The following is a 16,026-nucleotide window of genomic DNA, read 5'->3' on the forward strand; positions in this document are numbered from 1 at the left end:
GGTGCGGGGGTCCGCCCCCGCACCGCGCCGAAAGGGCAATGATGAATACCGCAGACAATGTCGTCGAAATGCGCTCGGTTTCCAAGAGCTTCAATGGCGTTCCCGTATTGAAGGACGTCAGTTTCGATGTCCGCAAGGGTGAGGTCCATGCGCTGGCGGGCGGTAACGGCGCCGGGAAGTCCACGCTCATGAAAATCCTTCAGGGCGTCTACCAGGCGGACGCCGGCACAATCCATATCGGAGGCAAGCCGACCGCCATCAACTCGATCCAGGACGCGAAGGCCGCCGGGATCGGAATGGTCTTCCAGGAGTTCAGCCTGGTACCGAGCCTGACCGTTGCGCAGAACATTTTCCTCGCCGCCGAACCGCTCGGCAAGGGCGGGCTCATCGACGACCGTGCTGCGGTGCGCCGGGCCAGGGAAGTCTTCAGCGAGATGGAGGTCGACGTCGATCCGCGCGCCGGCGTCTCACGGCTCGGCACCGCATACTGGCAGCTGACGGAGATCGCCAAGGCACTCGCCCAGAATGCCCAGGTGCTCATCATGGATGAGCCCACCGCCAGCCTTGCCCGGCATGAGTCCGAAGCGCTCTTCGAACTGATCGACCGCCTCAAACAGCGTGGCATCTCAATCATCTACATCTCCCACCGCATGGACGAGGTGTACAGGCTCGCGGACCGGATCACCATCCTCCGCGACGGCCGCCACCTCCTTACCGCGCCGCTGACGGACGTCACTCCCGAACAGATCGTGGAGGGCATCGTCGGCAAGAAGATCGAGGGCCAGCTTTCGTATCGTGCGCGTGACCATGTGGCCCATGACGGGGCGCCCCTGCTGGAAGTCCGCGGGCTGAATGCGGGGCAGCGGGTGCGGGACGTTTCGTTCGCGCTCCGGCCTGGCGAAATCCTCGGCCTGGCAGGGCTGATGGGCAGCGGGCGAACCGAGCTCGCCCGTGCGCTCTTTGGCATTGACAAGCTGGACAGCGGTGAGGTCCTCCTGCGGGGCGAAAGGGTCAACCTTGGCTCGCCGCAGCAGGCCATCAACGCGGGCATTGCCCTGATCCCGGAAGACCGGAGGGCCCAGGGATTGGTCTTGGAGCACTCCGTCCAGGACAACCTGCTGCTTCCCCTCCTCGGGCAGATCCAGCGGGGACCCCTCCTTGACGGTGCGAAGGGGAAGGAATTGTCCTCGTCACTGATCCAGAGGTTCGCAGTGAAGGTAGCCCATCCCCACCGCCCGGTGCGGCTTCTCTCGGGCGGTAACCAGCAGAAAGTGGTCATCGCCAAGTGGCTGGGCACGGATCCGGACATCCTGATCCTTGACGAGCCGACGGCCGGCGTCGACATCGGCACCAAAAGCGAAATCCTGGACATGATCCGTGGGCTGGCAAGTGCCGGCAAGGCCGTCATTGTCATCTCCTCCGAGTACCCCGAACTACTCGCGGTCAGCGACCGCGTCCTCGTCCTTAAGGACGGCTCCATCATCCGCGATATCCCCCGCAGCGAGATTGCTGACGAGGAGTATCTCCAACTTGCAGTGCAGGGAGTCTGAAAAGTGAGCAAGGCAAACACCATCGCGCCACGGGACACCGCGGCGCCCCGTAATTTCGGCACGATCCTCAAGGAACTCGACTGGCGGCGCTACGTCATCTACATCGGCTTCGTCGTCGTCTTCCTCTTCTTCGCCGTCCTGCTCCGCGACCAGGGCTTCCTGTCGCCGAACAACCTGCTGAACATCTTCCGGCAGACCGCCACCATCACCGTCATCGCCGTCGGCATGACATACGTGATTGCGTGCGCGGAAATCGACCTGAGCGTCGGATCCGTGGCCGGCCTGTCCAGTGTGTGCACCGCGATGGCACTCTCCCAGTGGGGCCTGGTGCCCGGCATCCTCGCCGGCCTCGCTGTGGGGCTCGTCGTCGGATCGATCAACGGTGCCCTCGTCAGCCTCCTGGGCATCCCATCCTTCCTGGTGACACTTGGCATGCTGGGAATCGCCGTCGGCGTCGCCCAGTGGATCACGGCATCGGCGCCCCAGCCCATCCTGAACGACACGTTCAACACGCTGTTTGGATCCGGTAACTTCGGTCCTGTTCCGGGCCTGGTGGTTTGGAGTGCCATCTTCGTGGCCATCGGCGCCGTCGCCCTGAACCGCACCAGATTCGGCCGCCAGGTCCTGGCCACAGGAGGCAACCGCAACGCCGCGGAGTTCACCGGCATCAATACCAAGCGCATTAAGTTCCAGGTGCTCCTCATCTCGGGCATGGTGGCAAGCGTCGCCGGTATGCTCTACGCCGGCCGCCTGCAGTCCGGACGGTTCCAGTGGGGAGCGGGAGACGAACTCTCCGCCATCGCCGCCGTCATTCTGGGCGGAACCAGCCTCTTCGGCGGGTTCGGCTCCATCATCGGCACCCTCTTCGGCGCCCTGTTGATCGGCCTGATCAACAACGGGCTGATCCTCGCCGGACTCGACAGCAGCCAGCAGCAGGTGGTCCGCGGCGCGATCATCATCCTGGCCGTCGCCCTCGCCAGGAAGAAGTAGCAGCCGTGACGTCCCACCTACAGGCCGGAATTATCGGAACAGGATTCATGGGTTCTGTCCACGCCCATGCCGTGCGTGCAGCAGGCGGTGAAGTCATTGCAGTCGCCGGGAGCAGCCAGGCTTCGGCCGAAGCCGCAGTATCCGCGCTCGGCGCCCGAACGGCAGCCGAATCGCCTGAAGCACTGATCGCACGGGCAGATGTGGATGTGATCCACATCTGCACGCCGAATGCCACCCACGCCGACCTTGCGCGCAAGGCCATTGCGGCAGGAAAGGCAGTCATCTGCGAAAAGCCACTGGCCACGAACGTTGGTGACGCGCTGGAACTGACAGCCCTCGCGGCCCAGGCCGGCGTCGTCACGGGCGTGCCCTTCGTCTACCGGTTTTATCCGGCCGTCCGCGAGGCCCACGACCGGATCCTCCGCGGCGACGCGGGCCGCCTTTGGCTCCTGCACGGTTCCTACCTGCAGGACTGGCTGGCCGGCGCGGAAGCCACGAACTGGCGGGTCGATTCAACGATCGGAGGCGCCTCCAGGGCGTTCGGTGACATCGGCGTGCACTGGTGTGACCTGATGGAGTTCACCACCGGACACAGAATCACCAGGCTTGTGGCCAAGACCGGCAGGGCATACGACGAACGCGAAACCGGCGGCCGGTTGTCCTCCGTTGCCACCGAGGACGGCGCAACGCTCCTGTTCGAGACGGACAAGGGTGCCACCGGATCCCTGGTGGTCAGCCAAGTCAGTCCCGGCAGGAAGAACCGGCTCTGGTTCTCTTTCGATGGAACCGAAGCGTCATTCAGCTTCAACCAGGAACGGCCGGACACCCTGCATATCGGCCGCAGCGACTCAAGTTCCGAGATCCCGGTCGGCCCGCAAACACTCACGACGCCGGGCGGCCGGCGGTACGCGAAACTCCCGCCGGGCCACCCCCAGGGTTACCAGGACAGTTTCAACGCGTTCGTCGCGGACGTGTATGCGGCCGTCCACGGCCAGGAACCGGACGGGCTGCCCACTTTTCGGGACGGCCTACGGGCAGCCCTCATCACGGATGCAGTCGTAACCTCGGCTGCGCAGCAGACCTGGGTCGAGGTTCCCCAAACAGACAACCTCATCGGATCACTCACCTCTTCCCCGGCAGCTGAAAGGCAGAAGCAATGAAACTCGGTTACTGTTCCATCACCTGGGGCGGCGTCGTCGGCCACCCCCAAGGTGTGACCAGCGTGAAGGACCTTTTCTACATGACCCACGGGTCCATGCAGCAAGCGGTCCAGGACATCGCCTCCGTTGGCTACCAGGGCGTCGAGATGTTCGACGGCAACCTGGCCGAATACGCCGACAAGCCGGAAGAACTTAAAGAGATCCTCAGCAGCAACAACATCGAGCTAACCAGTGTCTATACCGGCGCGAACTTCATCTACGCTGACGTCCTTCCCGACGAGCTGCACCGGATCCACCGTGCCGCCGAACTGGCCGCCAACTTTGGAGCAGAACGGCTGGTAGTGGGAGGCGGGGCACGCCGCGCCGCCGGAACCACTGACGAGGACTACCACCGCCTCGGCGAGGCTCTGGACAGCGTGACGGACATTGCGGAAAGCTTCGGCCTGTCGGCAAGCTATCACCCGCACCTGAGCACCATTGTCGAAAGCCCGGAAGAACTGGACAGGCTCATGCCGCTCACCCGGATCGGCTTCTGCCCGGACACGGCGCACCTTGCAGCCGGCGGAGCGGACCCGGCCGCAGTCATCCGGAAGTACCCCGACAGGATTCGGCACGTCCACCTCAAGGACTTCCAGAAGGACCCTTTCAATTTCCTGCCGCTTGGACAGGGCGGGCTCGACTTCCCCGACATCATCGCAGCCATCCGCGAGAGCGGCTATGACAGCTGGCTCATGGTCGAACTCGACAACTACGACGGTGACCCCCGGGAAGCCGCGGCCCTCAGCAAGAAGTACCTCGAAAAGCTCCTGTCTCACTAATTTTTCAACCGCGGGGACTGCCACAGACGGCAACTGCCCTGCCTTCCGGAAGGAACACGATTCACATGCAGAACCTCAACGTCGGCCTCATTGGAGGCGGCTTCATGGGCAAGGCCCACTCGCTGGCTTACGCCGCCATGCCCATGTTTTTCTGGCCCGCACCAGCCATGCCGGTCCGAAAAGTCATTGCCGAAGCCACCGAAGACCTTGCTTCGGAAGCTGCCCGCCGCTTCGGCTTCGAGAACTCCACCTCAGACTGGCGCAGCATCATCGATGATCCGGACATCCACGTCGTCGACATCGCCACGCCAAACCACCTCCACGCCGAGATTGCCATCGCCGCCGCCGAAGCGGGCAAGCACATCATCTGCGAAAAGCCCCTGGCGCGTACGGGCGAAGAATCCAAGGCGATGTACGACGCAGTGAAAGACAAGAACCTCGTCCACATGGTCGCCTTCAACTACCGGCGGACTCCGGCCGTTGCACTGGCAAAGAAATACATCGAGGAAGGGGCCATCGGACAAATCCTCAACTTCCGGGGCACCTACCTGCAGGACTGGAGCGCCGACCCCAACTCCCCGCTCTCCTGGCGCTTCCAGAAATCCATCGCAGGCTCCGGAGCCCTCGGCGACATCGCAACGCACGTCATTGACATGGCCCGCTACCTTGTCGGCGAGTTCAGCGCCGTCAACGCCCTCCTGTCCACCTGGATCCCCGAGCGGCCGCTCCAAGCCGGAGGTGCTGACGCGCTCGGCACGGTACGCGGCGGAGAAGGCCCCCGTGGCCAGGTCGACGTGGACGACGAGGTCATGACCATGATCCGCTTTGCCAACGGTGCCGTGGGTTCCGTGGAAGCAACCCGCAACGCCCACGGCAGGAACAACTACATCACCTTCGAAATCCACGGAACCGAAGGCAGCATCGTCTTCAACTACGAGCGGCGCGACGAACTGCAGGTCTGCTTCGCTTCCGACCAGGCCGACCGCCGGGGATTCCGCACCGTCTACACCGGGCCCGCACACCCGCATGGAGATGCTCTGTGGCCCATCCCTGCGCTCGGCATCGGATACGGCGAAACGAAGATCATCGAGGCCTACGACTTCTTCAAGGCCATCGCGGAAGGCGGCAGCGTCAGCCCGAACTTTGCCGACGGATACCAGGTAGCCCTCATCGACGACGCAATTGTCGAGTCGGCGGCAAAAGAATCCTGGGTCGACGTTCCGCAGATCAACGCATGACCCAAGGGGAGGGGCGGCGACGAATCAGCCCCTCCCGCAAGCCCAGAAGTACCAGAGGACGAAAAATGCCACACACAACAGTCAGCCACGACGAAACGCAAGTTTGGTTAATGCCAGTGTTCACCGCAAAAGCAGGGCACGAAGCCACGCTGCAGGAAGCACTCCTCGGACTGCAGTCTGCAAGTCGGAAGGACGCCGGATGCCTGGAATACACCGTCTTCTCTGACGATCAAAGGGCAGATACGTTCATCCTCTTTGAGGGGTGGGCCAGCCACCAGGACCTGAAGGCCCACAACGAAGAAGACCACGTAAAGGACTTCGTGGACGGCGTGCAGTCCCTGCTGGCCGTACCCTTCTCCGTATCTCCGATTACGCCTCTGGTCTGATAGCTACCAAGGTGGGGAAGGACGACGGCGGGACGCAAGTGCCGCCGTCGTCCTTTCCCTTCCTTCACTGTGAGGCGCCGTTGTAGTGTCAGGCCGTGATCGTCCCCAATATCTCCCAGAACGCCGTGGCCGTCGCGGACCACTACGACGAGCTGGATCCCATTTACCGCAGAGTGTGGGGCGATCACGTCCACCACGGGCTGTGGGCGACGGGCCGTGAGACACCGGAAGAGGCCGTCGAGGCGCTGGTGGATACGGTCGGCGATCGCCTGGGCCTCACCCCGGGCCAGGCGTGCGTCGACATCGGCTGCGGCTATGGCTCAACCGCCCGGCGCCTGGCTGTGACACGGGGGATCCGGGCCACCGGCTTCACGTTGTCCGCTGGGCAGGCCCGCTATGCCGTCGCGCACCCCGTCGCCGGCGTGGACGTCCTGGTCTGCGACTGGCTCGCCAACGGGCTGGCCGACGCCTCGGTGAAGGCCGCGTGGGCGATCGAGTCGAGTGAGCACATGGTGGATAAGCCGCTGTTCTTCGCCGAGGCGCACCGCGTGCTGGCGCCCGGCGGCCGCTTTGTCATCTGCGCGTGGCTCGCCGGGACGGATGCCAGTAGTTGGCAGGTCCGCCACCTGCTGGAGCCGATCTGCCGCGAGGGGCGGCTACCGTCGATGGGGACCCGCGAGGAGTACGAGGCAATGGCTACTGCCGCGGGCTTCGCGGTGACCGGCTACGAGGATGTGAGCCGCCGCGTTGCCCGCACCTGGCTGATTTGCGCCGCCCGGCTCGTGAAGGCCGTTCTCGTCGATCGCGAGACACGTCGGCTCGCCTTCGGTGGACGCAACCGCAACTCGTTTCTCGGCATTCCCCGCCTGATCCTGGCCTACCGTACCGGTGCCATGCGCTACGGCATCTTCACGCTCGCGAAGGTTAAACCGGCCTGATCGCGGGACTGCCTCAGGGGCAGGGCAGTGCCTGGCGTTCGCCCACGCTGAAGGAGGACGACGGCGGCAGGTACTTCCGCCGTCGTCGTTCCATCCGGCGCTGCTGGCTGGGAGCCCGAATCCGGGCACGCTTGGCGCGGTTTGCAATTGGCGCACGCAGCCCCGAAGTTCTGAACCTGGTGGAGCCTTCCCCGAAACCCCTCTATTTAGTATTGCTGACTACCGGTACTTGTGCTTACTATGTACCGGTAGTCAGTAATACCAAATAGCAGGGGAGGGTTGCCATGGGCAAGCAAATGACCGAGATGCTCAAGGGCACGCTCGAGGGCGTCGTCCTCGCCATCCTGGCGATGCGGCCGGCGTACGGCTACGAGATCACGGCCAGGCTGCGCGACCAGGGTTTCTCCGACATCGTGGAAGGGACCGTCTATGCCCTGCTGGTCAGGATTGAACAGCGCGGCCTGGTGGACGTCGAGAAGGTCCCGTCGGAAAAGGGTCCGCCGCGGAAGGTGTACTCGCTGAACGGGCTCGGCCAGGAATACCTCGCAGAGTTCTGGAAGACCTGGAGTTTCCTCGCGGAACGGATCGAACAGCTCCAACACAACACTGAAAACCCGAAGGAAGAAGGAGCCTGACCATGGCTGCAAAGTGGATCGAGTCGCTCACCGGCTCGCTGGAGCAGAAAAAGCAGTACAAGCAGGACAAAGCCCGCATCGAGGGCCTTCCCGAACCGTACGCGACGGCGGCAACGGCCATGCACCGGTACCTCATGTACTACGGCGGCGTCACCGACGGGGACACGCTCATGACTATGTTCGGTGACCTGGCCGACCTCTGGGAGCGGGCTGCCATCGACGGGACGCCGGTGCGTGAGATTGTTGGCCAGGATCCGGTGGAGTTCGCTGAGACGTTTGCGCAGGCGTACTCCGGCAAGCAGTGGATCGACAAGGAGCGCGAGCGTCTCCGCCAGGCCATCAATGCAGCCGCCGGTGACAGCGGGAACGGGAGTTGACCCGTGGCCCCCGCCCAGGCCCTCGACCCCGCAATCCGGGTGCAGGGCATTGAGAAATCGTTCAAGGACGTGCAGGTCCTCAAGGGGGTCGATTTCGAGGTAGCTGTGGGAAGCATCTTCGCGCTGCTCGGCTCGAACGGCGCAGGCAAGACCACCCTGGTGAGGATCCTTTCCACGCTGCTCACATCCGACGCCGGCAGCGCCACGGTGCACGGTTTCGACGTCACCGCCGCCCCCGGTGACGTGCGCGAATCGATCAGCCTCACCGGTCAGTTCGCTGCTGTGGATGAAGTGCTCACCGGCCGGGAAAACCTGCTGCTGATCGCGAAACTCCGCCACCTGAAAGACCCGGCGACGATCGCCACCGGCCTGCTCGCCCGCTTTTCGCTCACCGAAGCCGGCGACCGCAAGGCGTCGACGTATTCGGGCGGCATGCGCCGCAGGCTGGACATCGCCATGAGCCTGATCGGCAACCCTCCGGTGATCTTCCTGGACGAGCCAACCACCGGGCTCGACCCGCAGGCGCGCATCGAGGTGTGGCAGACCGTCAAACAACTCGCCAACCACGGCACCACCGTCCTGCTGACCACCCAGTACCTCGACGAGGCGGAGCACCTGGCCGACCGGATCGCGATCCTTCACCAGGGCACGATCATCCAAAACGGCACCCTCGCCGAACTCAAACAACTCCTCCCGCCGGCCAAGGTCGAATACATCGAGAAACAGCCGTCCCTTGAGGACGTGTTCCTGGCCCTGGTTGGAAAGGAATCCCGATGACTACCCATGCACTCGGCGACACCGGCGTCCTGACCGTCCGCTCGCTGCGCCACATCCTCCGCAGCCCCGACACGATCATCACTACGGCAGTCACCCCAGTGGCCCTGATGCTGCTGTTCGTGTACGTGTTCGGCGGCGCAATCAACACCGGATCCGACGAGTCCTACGTCAACTACATGCTCCCAGGAATCCTGCTCATCACCATTGCGTCCGGCATCGCCTACACCGCGTACAGGGTGTTCCTGGATCTGCAGGGCGGCATCTTCGAACGTTTCCAGTCCATGCCGATTGCGAGGTCCAGCGTGCTCTGGGCGCACGTGTTCACGTCGCTGGCCGCAAACATCGTCTCGGTGGCGGTGGTCATCGGCGTCGCACTGGTCATGGGGTTCCGTACCGGGGCATCGGTGGCGGCCTGGCTCGGGGTTGCGGGCCTGCTGACCCTCTTCACCCTTGCGCTGACGTGGATCGCCGTGATCGCCGGGCTCTCGGCCAAGACCGTGGACGGGGCCAGTGCATTCAGCTACCCACTGATCTTCCTGCCCTTCATCAGTTCGGCGTTCGTACCCACCGACTCGATGCCCGGCCCGGTCGCCTGGTTCGCGCAAAACCAGCCCGTGACAGCCATCGTGAACACCATTCGGGCACTGTTCACGCAGCAGACGGTCGGCGGCGACATCTGGACAGCACTGGCCTGGCTCGTCGGCATCCTGGTCCTCGGGTACGCCTTCGCGATCACCAGCTACCGCCGGAGGATCAGCTGACGTTTGTCCTGTTCAGGGGTTGACCGGCTTCAGGGGTGGACCGGCGTGGCTGCTTCATTTCCCAGCACCGTGGTCCAGGGGCTGGCGGTCCACTCCGTCACCACGCCGTTGATGACGTAGGGGTCGGCGGCTGCGAACGCCTTGGCCGCCTCCACCGGGTTCTCGCCGGCGAAGATCAGCAGCCCCTTGAAGGGGCCTTCGCCGATGGCACCGCCGAGCAGGAGCTCACCACGTTCGACTGCTTCCCACCCCGCCCTGAGGTGGTCTGCTCGGTACTGTTCGCGGGCTTCAAGGTAGTCATCGGCGTAGGTGTATTCGAGTACGGCGTGCATGCGCGTCTCCGTTTCGCTCAGGGTGTTCGTTGTTTGTAGGAGCAGCGTACCCAGTAAGCGCTAATCAGTAACCGCAGCCACCTCAACCTGTACCCCCGCGTCCCGGAACTTCTGCAACTCATCGGGGTCGGCGCCGTCGTCCGTCACCAACGTCCACGGCAATGCGAGTCGCGCCCACGCGTGGAAGGGCCGCAGCCCCAGCTTGGACGAGTCGGCCAGAACGTACACGGACCGCCCACGCCGGGCCATCAGCTCCTTGAGCCGGGTCTGGGCGTGGTCGGCTTCGCAGATGCCGTCCTCGGCGGTGACGGCGTCGGCGCCCAGGAATACCCGGTCAAAGCTCATGCGCTCCAGCGCAGCCTCGGCCAGCGGTCCCACGAAGCTCTGAGATACCCCGCGGAGCCGGCCGCCCAGGCAGTCCACCTCGATGCCCGCGGAATCGGCCAACTCCTGCAAAGTATTGATGCCCGGCGTCGTCACGGACAACCGATCGAACCCGCGCAGCTCGTGCGCCAGCGCACCCGCCGTGGAGCCGGCGTCGAGCAGGATGTTCTCACCCGGCTGAATCACGGACACCGCCCACCGGGCGATCGCATGCTTCTGCTCAAACGCCTCGCCGGTGCGCTGCCGCAGCGACGCCTCCGGGTGCGCGCCCAGCGCCATCGCCCCGCCGTACGTGCGGGCAAGCCGGCCCTGGGAATTCAACAGCGCCAGGTCGCGGCGGATGGTGGACGCCGTCACCTCGAACTTGGCCGAGAGCTCCTCCACGGAGGCGAGGCCGGTGGTCACGGCAAGGTGGTAGATCTCCTCGCGCCGCGCGTTTGCGCTGAGCATTCCCGGTCTCCTTCCCGTGGGCATGGCGGTGGCAGTGCTAACCATGGTAGTTCCGGCCCCCTCCATTCACGGCAACGGCCGGCCAGCAGCGCTGACCGGCCGTACTAACGGGACCACTCCAGTGCTCAGGCTTCTTCGCGGGCCGGTGCCAGGTCCACTGCCTGCCGCAGCGCCTCGAGCAGGGACTCGTGGTCGGCGATGTTCTTGCCGGCGATGTCGAAGGCAGTGCCGTGGTCCACGGAGGTCCGCACCACGGGGAGCCCCACGGTGATGTTGACGCCGTTCTCCAGGCCCAGGACCTTCACGGGGCCGTGGCCCTGGTCGTGGTACTGGGCCACCACCAGGTCGAAGTCGCCGCGGCCGGCCAGGAAGAACAGGGTGTCCGCGGGCAGCGGGCCGAACGCGTCGATGCCGTCCGCCTGGGCCTTCTCGATGCCCGGCTGGATCTTCTCCGCCTCTTCGCCGTAGCCGAACAGGCCGTTCTCGCCAGCGTGCGGGTTGATGGCGCACACGGCGATCCGCGGATTTTCGATCCCGGAGGTGCGCAGCAGCTCGTACCCGCGCTTGATGGTCCGGTAGACCAGGTCGCCGTTGATCTTGGCGATGGCGTCGATGAGGCCGATGTGCGTGGTCACGTGGATGACGCGCATCTTGGGCGCGGTCAGCATCATGGACACTTCCTCGGTGCCGGTCAGTTCGGCGAGGAGTTCGGTGTGTCCGGGGAACTTGTGCCCGGCCGCGTGCAGGGCCGCCTTGTTCAGCGGGCCGGTGCAGATGGCGTCCACCTGGCGGTCCATCGCCAGCTGCACGGCCTTCTCGATGAAGAGGTACGAGCCGTGTCCGGCGGCGGCGGACAGCTCACCCCAGGCCAGGTCCTCCGGGATGCAGTGGATGTCCAGCACATCGATGGTGCCTTCCTGGAACAGTGCCTCCGACGGTTCGGTGACCTTGCGCAGGGTCAGCGGGCTGGACACGATGTCCGCGGCGAGCTGCATCCGGCGCAGATCGCCGATGACCAGCATCCGCGCCTTGGACCGGAGTTCGCTGTCCGCCAGGGCCTTGACGATGATCTCCGGGCCAATGCCGGCCGCGTCGCCCATGGTGATGGCTACAATCGGGCGTCCCATTATTTGCTACTCATTTCAGTCGTAGTGCTAGTGAAAAACTGTTTGGTCCTGGCCAGCGTGCCGGCGTCCCCAAAGGCACCGGCCTTGGTGACCAGCAGGGGGAGGGGCTCCGGAAGCAGGCTCACGACCACTCCGGGCTCAATCTCCCCGATGACGGTGAAGCTGCCGGCGCCGAGTGCCTTTAGGACGGCCGTGGCGGTTTCCCCGCCCGTTAGGACCAGCGCCTCGCAGTGCTCGACGCCGGCCGCAGTGGCCCGTGCCAGCGCCTCCGCCACCACCACCGCCTGCGATTTGTCCACGGCGCCCATGGGATCCGGCGTTAACACCACGTCCGTCCGCAGCATCGCCGCCGCAACTTCGCGCGCAACTGCAGGATCCTCGAGCGTCTGGTGGTCCAGCGTGATGTGCTCGGCACCCGCTGCGACCAGCGCCTCCGTCTGCTGCCGGGCCAAGCCGGAGTAGCTGCCGATCACGGTTAGCGTCCGTGTCACGCACCTCGCGTGCTCCTGAAGAACATCCTGCCCTTCCCCACGAGGGGCAACGTGCCCGGCCAGGCCGCCGGAGCCCACCAGGAGTGCGGGGAATTCCAGCAGGGCGGCAGCTTCCGCGACGCACCTGAGGTCGTCGTCGGACACTGCGTCAAGTACGACGGCGGCCCTCCCGCGTTCCTGCACGTCCCGCAGGTGCGCGGCCAACTCCTCCGGGGTGCGGTGGGCTTCCCGGCCCACCAGTTCCGTTGAAAGACCCCCGGCGGCAAGCGCAGCCGCGACGTCGCCGTCGAACCTTCCCTGCGCGTTCTGCGCACCGTTGACGTGGACGATGCCGCCAACCGTGGTCCTTCCCGTGCCCGGGAAGGCGGGGGCCACCAGGGCCAGGCCCCTGCCGCGGCCGTCACTGATGGCAGCCAGCGCTGCGGCAACCTCGGCACCGACATTGCCGCGGAGCAGCGAGTCGATCTTCTTGAAGACCTGCCGGTCCTGATCCAGTGCCCGTGCGACGGCGGCGGTGACGGCCGCCGCTGAGTCTTCGCCGGAAAGGTAGCGGCTCTCCGTGTTGACGGAGAGGATGTCCGCCTCGGGCCATGTGGCGGCCAGGTCAAGGATCACGGAACTGCTGTGGGTGGGTCCGTAGGCTGCGGCCGCATCGGCCGCTCCCGTCAGGTCGTCGGCGATGATTGCCCAGCGCTTGGCTGCGTTGGCGTTCATACTGCTGGAGCCACCTCGGGGGTTTCCACGGGCTGCTTGGCTTTCAGGCGCTTAGCGTACCAAGCGACCATGAGGGGGCAGCCGATGGCCGTGACCACCACGGAGGCTGCCACCAGCACGGTGGCGGGGCCGGCTGCGGCGGAGTAGGCCGGGTTGGCGGCGGCCACCAGCATGGGAACGGTGGCCGCGTTGCCTGCCGTGGTGGCTGCCGCGAGCCCGGCGATGCCCGAGCCGCCGGTCAGCTTGTCCGCGAAGAAGAGCACGGCGCCGCCGGCGATGAGCACGAACAGGCCCAGGGCCACGCCGAGCAGTCCGGCGTTGAGGACCTGGCCCAGGTTCAGGCCGAAGCCCAGGGCCAGGGCGAAGAAAGGAATCAGCACCGGGGCCGCGGAGGACAGGAACTTGCGCATGGCCGGGTCCAGGGCACCGAGGATCGCGCCGAGGAGCAGGGGGATGATGGCGCCCACCAGTGCCTGCCACGGGAAGGCGGACAAACCGGCGACGCCGAGGGTCACCATGGTCAGGAAGGGGCCAGATTCCAGCGTCATCACGGAGTAGGCTGCCACGTCCTTGGGCTTGCCGTACTGGCCCATCAGGGCCATGTACATGCCGCCGTTGGTGTCGTTCAGGGCCGCGAGGATGGCCAGGACGGAGAGGCCGGACAGCAGGCCGCCGTCGATGGGAAGTTCACCCATGAACCGGCCGGCGATGACGCCGATGATGATGGCGAAGAGGACCTTGCTGCCGAAGAGCACGCCGCCCTTTTTCAGGATGTACGGGGTGGCCTTGATATCGATGCTGGCGCCCATGCAGACGTAGAACACCGCGAGGATCGTGGTGCCACCGGTGAAGAGCGCGCCGGTGAAGGACCCGAAGAACTTCGCGGAATCCGGGGCGAAGGTGCCAAGCACGGCGCCGATGAGCAGGGGGATGAGCATCATGCCGCCAGGAACCTTTTCCATGGTGGCTTTGATGGGGACAGACATGTGCAACCTCATTGTTGTGTGGGGGAGAGGGAGGTCGGGTTGCGGGCCCGAAGCATGATGTAGATCATAGCCACTGCTGCGCGATTAGCGCAAGACATTCTGCGCGGACCGCGCAAGCTGAACTCCTGCCGCCCCAACCCAACCCGCCGCCGTCGTTATTGTCAGTGCGCAGCTTTACTCTCAGACCGTGCCAAACTTTCCAGTTACCCGTGCCCGCGCGGACCGTGCAGTTCCCGCCGGCCGCGTGGGCTACGACCTGAACGCCGACCGTCTCCTGCTCCATACTTTCCAGCCCGAGGAGGCCCTGGAGGAACTCCTGTCCACAGAGCAACTCATCCCCGATCCGAGCCGGGCGGAGCCGCTGTTCGCCGACGCCTATGCCTGGATGCTCCGGGAGATGGACCGCCGCCTCCCCACCAGCGGCGACGGGGCCCTCTGGTTCTGGGCGCGCATTACCCGCGAGTACCTGGTCGAGAGCTCCAGGCGCCACCGCGGCGACGTCCTGCTGACCTGCCGGATCCCGCGGGAGCGGGTTTTGCTGTCGCACCACTGGGACTGGCATTGCGCCCTCAACGGCATTCCGCACGTGCTGGAACTGCCGGGTGAGGGCGACGAGGACTATGACGCGCGGCGGGACCGGATCTGGGGCGAAATCGATGACCGGAAGCGCGCAGCCGGCGTGCTCCACAAGGAATTCCGTGAGTGGCCCGAGGATGTGCGCAGGGATCTTGAGCGGAGCTGGGAGCAGTTCCTCGACCCGGCAACCTACGGCAGGTGGGACGTGGTGCAGGCAACCGCGCACGCCCTCCGAGCCGAAGACGTCCTCTACGCGGTGCGGCTCGGCTAAAGACCACCCAAGCGCGCTCCATTTCTTGCCCGGAGGAGAGGGGCCGATTGAGGAGGTTCTATGAACCGCGACGCCGGAGGTTCCGGGGAAGAGCCACTACGCGGCTACGAAGGCTGCGCTGATGGGGCTGGGCCGGACATGGGCGCAGGAGCTGGCGCCGCGCGGGATTACGGTCAACGTCCTCTCCCCGGGCCCCCCTGACACCCCGATGCTCAACGACCCCGGCCGTGCCGCCACCCCCGTGAAGCTGCCGGCCCTCGGCGCGCTGGTGGATCCGGAAGATGTGGCCGCCCTGGCCGCCTTCCTGCTGGGCCCGCACGGCAAGTCGATCACGGGCCAGAACTACGTGATCTGCGGCGGCGCCTCCCTCTAGCGACGCCCCATCACGTCCTGCCCCTTTTCCACGCGACGCCCCATCACCTGTTGCAGGTTCTGTCTCAATGCCCGCGCACCGACTCCTCTTGCCAAGACGCTGACAATGGAGGGCGTTACATGTAACGTTGATGCCATGAGCGTCAGGGATCGCGTTGCGCGGCACAGGATAGCCATGCGCGAGCGGGGGTTCCGCCAGATTCAAATGTGGGTGCCGGACGCGCGCACGGACGAGTTCAAGCGTGAGGCCGAACGCCAGGCACGTGCTGTGTCGGTGTCGGATAATGCAACGGACGACCAGGAGTTCGTTGAGCAAATTTCAGAAGACTGGCCGGAGTGAACCGCGGCGAATTGTGGACGGTATCCGGCGGTACCTATGCGCAGAAGCCGAGACCGGCACTGATCATCCAGGATGATCTCTTTGCTGGGTCGGAGTCAGTCACCCTTTTACCTTTGACGTCCCACCTCATCGATGCACCGTTGCTAAGGCTGACTTTGGACCCGGGCCAGTTAAACGGCCTGGACCGGGCCAGCCAAATTATGGTCGACAAACTCACCACGGTTCGTCGTGCCAATCTGGGACAGAGGATTGGCCGCATTGATTCGGAAACGATGGTGGCCGTCGAACAGTCGCTGGCAGTGTTTCTCGGCCTTGCCCACTGACTCCTGTGCTGGTGGCGCCCGCACCGTGTA

At 65.1% G+C, this 16,026-nt stretch carries 19 protein-coding genes and 1 pseudogene; 15 read left to right on the forward strand and 5 right to left on the reverse strand.

Annotation, left to right across the window (positions count from 1 at the left end; all coding sequences use genetic code 11):
* Window positions 1–41: 41 nt before the first annotated feature.
* The 11 genes from ACFVTD_RS05595 to ACFVTD_RS05645 all read left to right on the forward strand — a co-directional run bounded on the left by ACFVTD_RS05595 (window position 42) and on the right by ACFVTD_RS05645 (window position 9,630).
* Window positions 42–1,550 (forward strand): sugar ABC transporter ATP-binding protein, encoded by a 1,509-nt coding sequence (locus ACFVTD_RS05595; protein ID WP_387559321.1) that lies wholly within the window; start codon window positions 42–44, stop codon window positions 1,548–1,550.
* Between the two features lie 3 nt (window positions 1,551–1,553).
* A complete protein-coding gene (locus ACFVTD_RS05600) occupies window positions 1,554–2,540 on the forward strand; it encodes an ABC transporter permease (RefSeq protein WP_387559323.1) in 987 nt (328 codons plus the stop codon).
* 5 nt (window positions 2,541–2,545) lie between these two features.
* The gene (locus tag ACFVTD_RS05605; protein WP_387559326.1) at window positions 2,546–3,700 is read left to right on the forward strand and encodes a Gfo/Idh/MocA family protein; all 1,155 of its coding nucleotides are present in this window, start codon (window positions 2,546–2,548) and stop codon (window positions 3,698–3,700) included.
* Window positions 3,697–4,518, forward strand: coding sequence for a sugar phosphate isomerase/epimerase family protein (locus ACFVTD_RS05610; RefSeq protein ID WP_387559329.1), 822 nt, complete (start codon window positions 3,697–3,699; stop codon window positions 4,516–4,518). The genes ACFVTD_RS05605 and ACFVTD_RS05610 overlap by 4 nt, the downstream gene beginning before the upstream one ends.
* A 65-nt stretch (window positions 4,519–4,583) precedes the next feature.
* A complete protein-coding gene (locus ACFVTD_RS05615) occupies window positions 4,584–5,756 on the forward strand; it encodes a Gfo/Idh/MocA family protein (RefSeq protein WP_236801395.1) in 1,173 nt (390 codons plus the stop codon).
* 110 nt (window positions 5,757–5,866) lie between these two features.
* A complete protein-coding gene (locus ACFVTD_RS05620) occupies window positions 5,867–6,142 on the forward strand; it encodes a putative quinol monooxygenase (protein ID WP_387559332.1) in 276 nt (91 codons plus the stop codon).
* Between the two features lie 95 nt (window positions 6,143–6,237).
* On the forward strand, window positions 6,238–7,080 hold the full coding sequence (locus ACFVTD_RS05625) for a class I SAM-dependent methyltransferase (RefSeq protein WP_387559335.1): 843 nt from the start codon (window positions 6,238–6,240) through the stop codon (window positions 7,078–7,080).
* A gap of 284 nt (window positions 7,081–7,364) precedes the next feature.
* Complete coding sequence (locus ACFVTD_RS05630; protein WP_387559338.1) at window positions 7,365–7,715, forward strand: PadR family transcriptional regulator; 351 nt, start codon at window positions 7,365–7,367, stop codon at window positions 7,713–7,715.
* A 2-nt stretch (window positions 7,716–7,717) separates the two neighbouring features.
* A complete protein-coding gene (locus tag ACFVTD_RS05635) occupies window positions 7,718–8,092 on the forward strand; it encodes a DUF1048 domain-containing protein (RefSeq protein ID WP_387559341.1) in 375 nt (124 codons plus the stop codon).
* Between the two features lie 3 nt (window positions 8,093–8,095).
* On the forward strand, window positions 8,096–8,869 hold the full coding sequence (locus ACFVTD_RS05640; RefSeq protein ID WP_387559344.1) for an ABC transporter ATP-binding protein: 774 nt from the start codon (window positions 8,096–8,098) through the stop codon (window positions 8,867–8,869).
* The gene (locus ACFVTD_RS05645) at window positions 8,866–9,630 is read left to right on the forward strand and encodes an ABC transporter permease (protein ID WP_387559347.1); all 765 of its coding nucleotides are present in this window, start codon (window positions 8,866–8,868) and stop codon (window positions 9,628–9,630) included. The genes ACFVTD_RS05640 and ACFVTD_RS05645 overlap by 4 nt, the downstream gene beginning before the upstream one ends.
* Before the next feature lie 29 nt (window positions 9,631–9,659).
* On the opposite strand, the gene ACFVTD_RS05650 is transcribed toward ACFVTD_RS05645, so the two are convergent.
* The 5 genes from ACFVTD_RS05650 to ACFVTD_RS05670 all read right to left on the reverse strand — a co-directional run bounded on the left by ACFVTD_RS05650 (window position 9,660) and on the right by ACFVTD_RS05670 (window position 14,114).
* Window positions 9,660–9,962, reverse strand: a complete 303-nt coding sequence (locus ACFVTD_RS05650) for a YciI-like protein (RefSeq protein ID WP_387559349.1) — start codon at window positions 9,960–9,962, stop codon at window positions 9,660–9,662.
* Window positions 9,963–10,022: 60 nt separating this feature from the next.
* Window positions 10,023–10,796: a DeoR/GlpR family DNA-binding transcription regulator gene (locus ACFVTD_RS05655; RefSeq protein ID WP_387559352.1), complete on the reverse strand. Its 774-nt coding sequence runs from the start codon at window positions 10,794–10,796 to the stop codon at window positions 10,023–10,025.
* A 125-nt stretch (window positions 10,797–10,921) separates the two neighbouring features.
* Complete coding sequence (pdxA, locus tag ACFVTD_RS05660) at window positions 10,922–11,923, reverse strand: 4-hydroxythreonine-4-phosphate dehydrogenase PdxA (RefSeq protein ID WP_387559355.1); 1,002 nt, start codon at window positions 11,921–11,923, stop codon at window positions 10,922–10,924.
* Entirely contained in the window at window positions 11,923–13,128 is a 1,206-nt protein-coding gene (locus tag ACFVTD_RS05665; RefSeq protein WP_387559358.1) for a four-carbon acid sugar kinase family protein, read from the reverse strand. The genes pdxA and ACFVTD_RS05665 overlap by 1 nt, the downstream gene beginning before the upstream one ends.
* Window positions 13,125–14,114 (reverse strand): 2-keto-3-deoxygluconate permease, encoded by a 990-nt coding sequence (locus ACFVTD_RS05670; protein ID WP_387559361.1) that lies wholly within the window; start codon window positions 14,112–14,114, stop codon window positions 13,125–13,127. The genes ACFVTD_RS05665 and ACFVTD_RS05670 overlap by 4 nt, the downstream gene beginning before the upstream one ends.
* Before the next feature lie 187 nt (window positions 14,115–14,301).
* Here ACFVTD_RS05670 and ACFVTD_RS05675 point away from each other — a divergent pair, with 187 nt between their 5' ends.
* The 4 genes and pseudogenes from ACFVTD_RS05675 (at window position 14,302) to ACFVTD_RS05690 (ending at window position 15,996) form a co-directional block, all read left to right on the forward strand.
* Window positions 14,302–14,961 carry a DUF3841 domain-containing protein gene (locus ACFVTD_RS05675; RefSeq protein ID WP_387559364.1) on the forward strand — a complete coding sequence of 220 codons (660 nt, stop codon included), beginning with the start codon at window positions 14,302–14,304 and terminating at the stop codon, window positions 14,959–14,961.
* A gap of 79 nt (window positions 14,962–15,040) precedes the next feature.
* A pseudogene (locus ACFVTD_RS05680) lies at window positions 15,041–15,334 on the forward strand (SDR family NAD(P)-dependent oxidoreductase); the annotation flags it as partial.
* Between the two features lie 135 nt (window positions 15,335–15,469).
* Window positions 15,470–15,673, forward strand: coding sequence for an antitoxin MazE-like protein (locus tag ACFVTD_RS05685; RefSeq protein ID WP_387559367.1), 204 nt, complete (start codon window positions 15,470–15,472; stop codon window positions 15,671–15,673).
* Window positions 15,670–15,996, forward strand: a complete 327-nt coding sequence (locus tag ACFVTD_RS05690) for a type II toxin-antitoxin system PemK/MazF family toxin (protein WP_387559370.1) — start codon at window positions 15,670–15,672, stop codon at window positions 15,994–15,996. The genes ACFVTD_RS05685 and ACFVTD_RS05690 overlap by 4 nt, the downstream gene beginning before the upstream one ends.
* The last annotated feature ends 30 nt before the right edge of the window (window positions 15,997–16,026 follow it).

This window comes from Pseudarthrobacter sp. NPDC058119 (assembly GCF_042884655.1).
Lineage (GTDB): Bacteria > Actinomycetota > Actinomycetes > Actinomycetales > Micrococcaceae > Arthrobacter.

Excerpts from the sequence above, each read along its gene's own strand:
- ACFVTD_RS05595 (WP_387559321.1), top strand. The coding sequence starts at position 42 with ATGAATACCGCAGACAATGTCGTCGAAATGCGCTCGGTTTCCAAGAGC.
- ACFVTD_RS05610 (WP_387559329.1), top strand. The coding sequence starts at position 3,697 with ATGAAACTCGGTTACTGTTCCATCACCTGGGGCGGCGTCGTCGGCCAC.
- ACFVTD_RS05615 (WP_236801395.1), top strand. The coding sequence starts at position 4,584 with ATGCAGAACCTCAACGTCGGCCTCATTGGAGGCGGCTTCATGGGCAAG.
- ACFVTD_RS05620 (WP_387559332.1), top strand. The coding sequence starts at position 5,867 with ATGCCAGTGTTCACCGCAAAAGCAGGGCACGAAGCCACGCTGCAGGAA.
- ACFVTD_RS05630 (WP_387559338.1), top strand. The coding sequence starts at position 7,365 with ATGGGCAAGCAAATGACCGAGATGCTCAAGGGCACGCTCGAGGGCGTC.
- ACFVTD_RS05635 (WP_387559341.1), top strand. The coding sequence starts at position 7,718 with ATGGCTGCAAAGTGGATCGAGTCGCTCACCGGCTCGCTGGAGCAGAAA.
- ACFVTD_RS05645 (WP_387559347.1), top strand. The coding sequence starts at position 8,866 with ATGACTACCCATGCACTCGGCGACACCGGCGTCCTGACCGTCCGCTCG.
- ACFVTD_RS05650 (WP_387559349.1), bottom strand. The coding sequence starts at position 9,962 with ATGCACGCCGTACTCGAATACACCTACGCCGATGACTACCTTGAAGCC.
- ACFVTD_RS05655 (WP_387559352.1), bottom strand. The coding sequence starts at position 10,796 with ATGCTCAGCGCAAACGCGCGGCGCGAGGAGATCTACCACCTTGCCGTG.
- pdxA (WP_387559355.1), bottom strand. The coding sequence starts at position 11,923 with ATGGGACGCCCGATTGTAGCCATCACCATGGGCGACGCGGCCGGCATT.
- ACFVTD_RS05665 (WP_387559358.1), bottom strand. The coding sequence starts at position 13,128 with ATGAACGCCAACGCAGCCAAGCGCTGGGCAATCATCGCCGACGACCTG.
- ACFVTD_RS05670 (WP_387559361.1), bottom strand. The coding sequence starts at position 14,114 with ATGTCTGTCCCCATCAAAGCCACCATGGAAAAGGTTCCTGGCGGCATG.
- ACFVTD_RS05685 (WP_387559367.1), top strand. The coding sequence starts at position 15,470 with ATGAGCGTCAGGGATCGCGTTGCGCGGCACAGGATAGCCATGCGCGAG.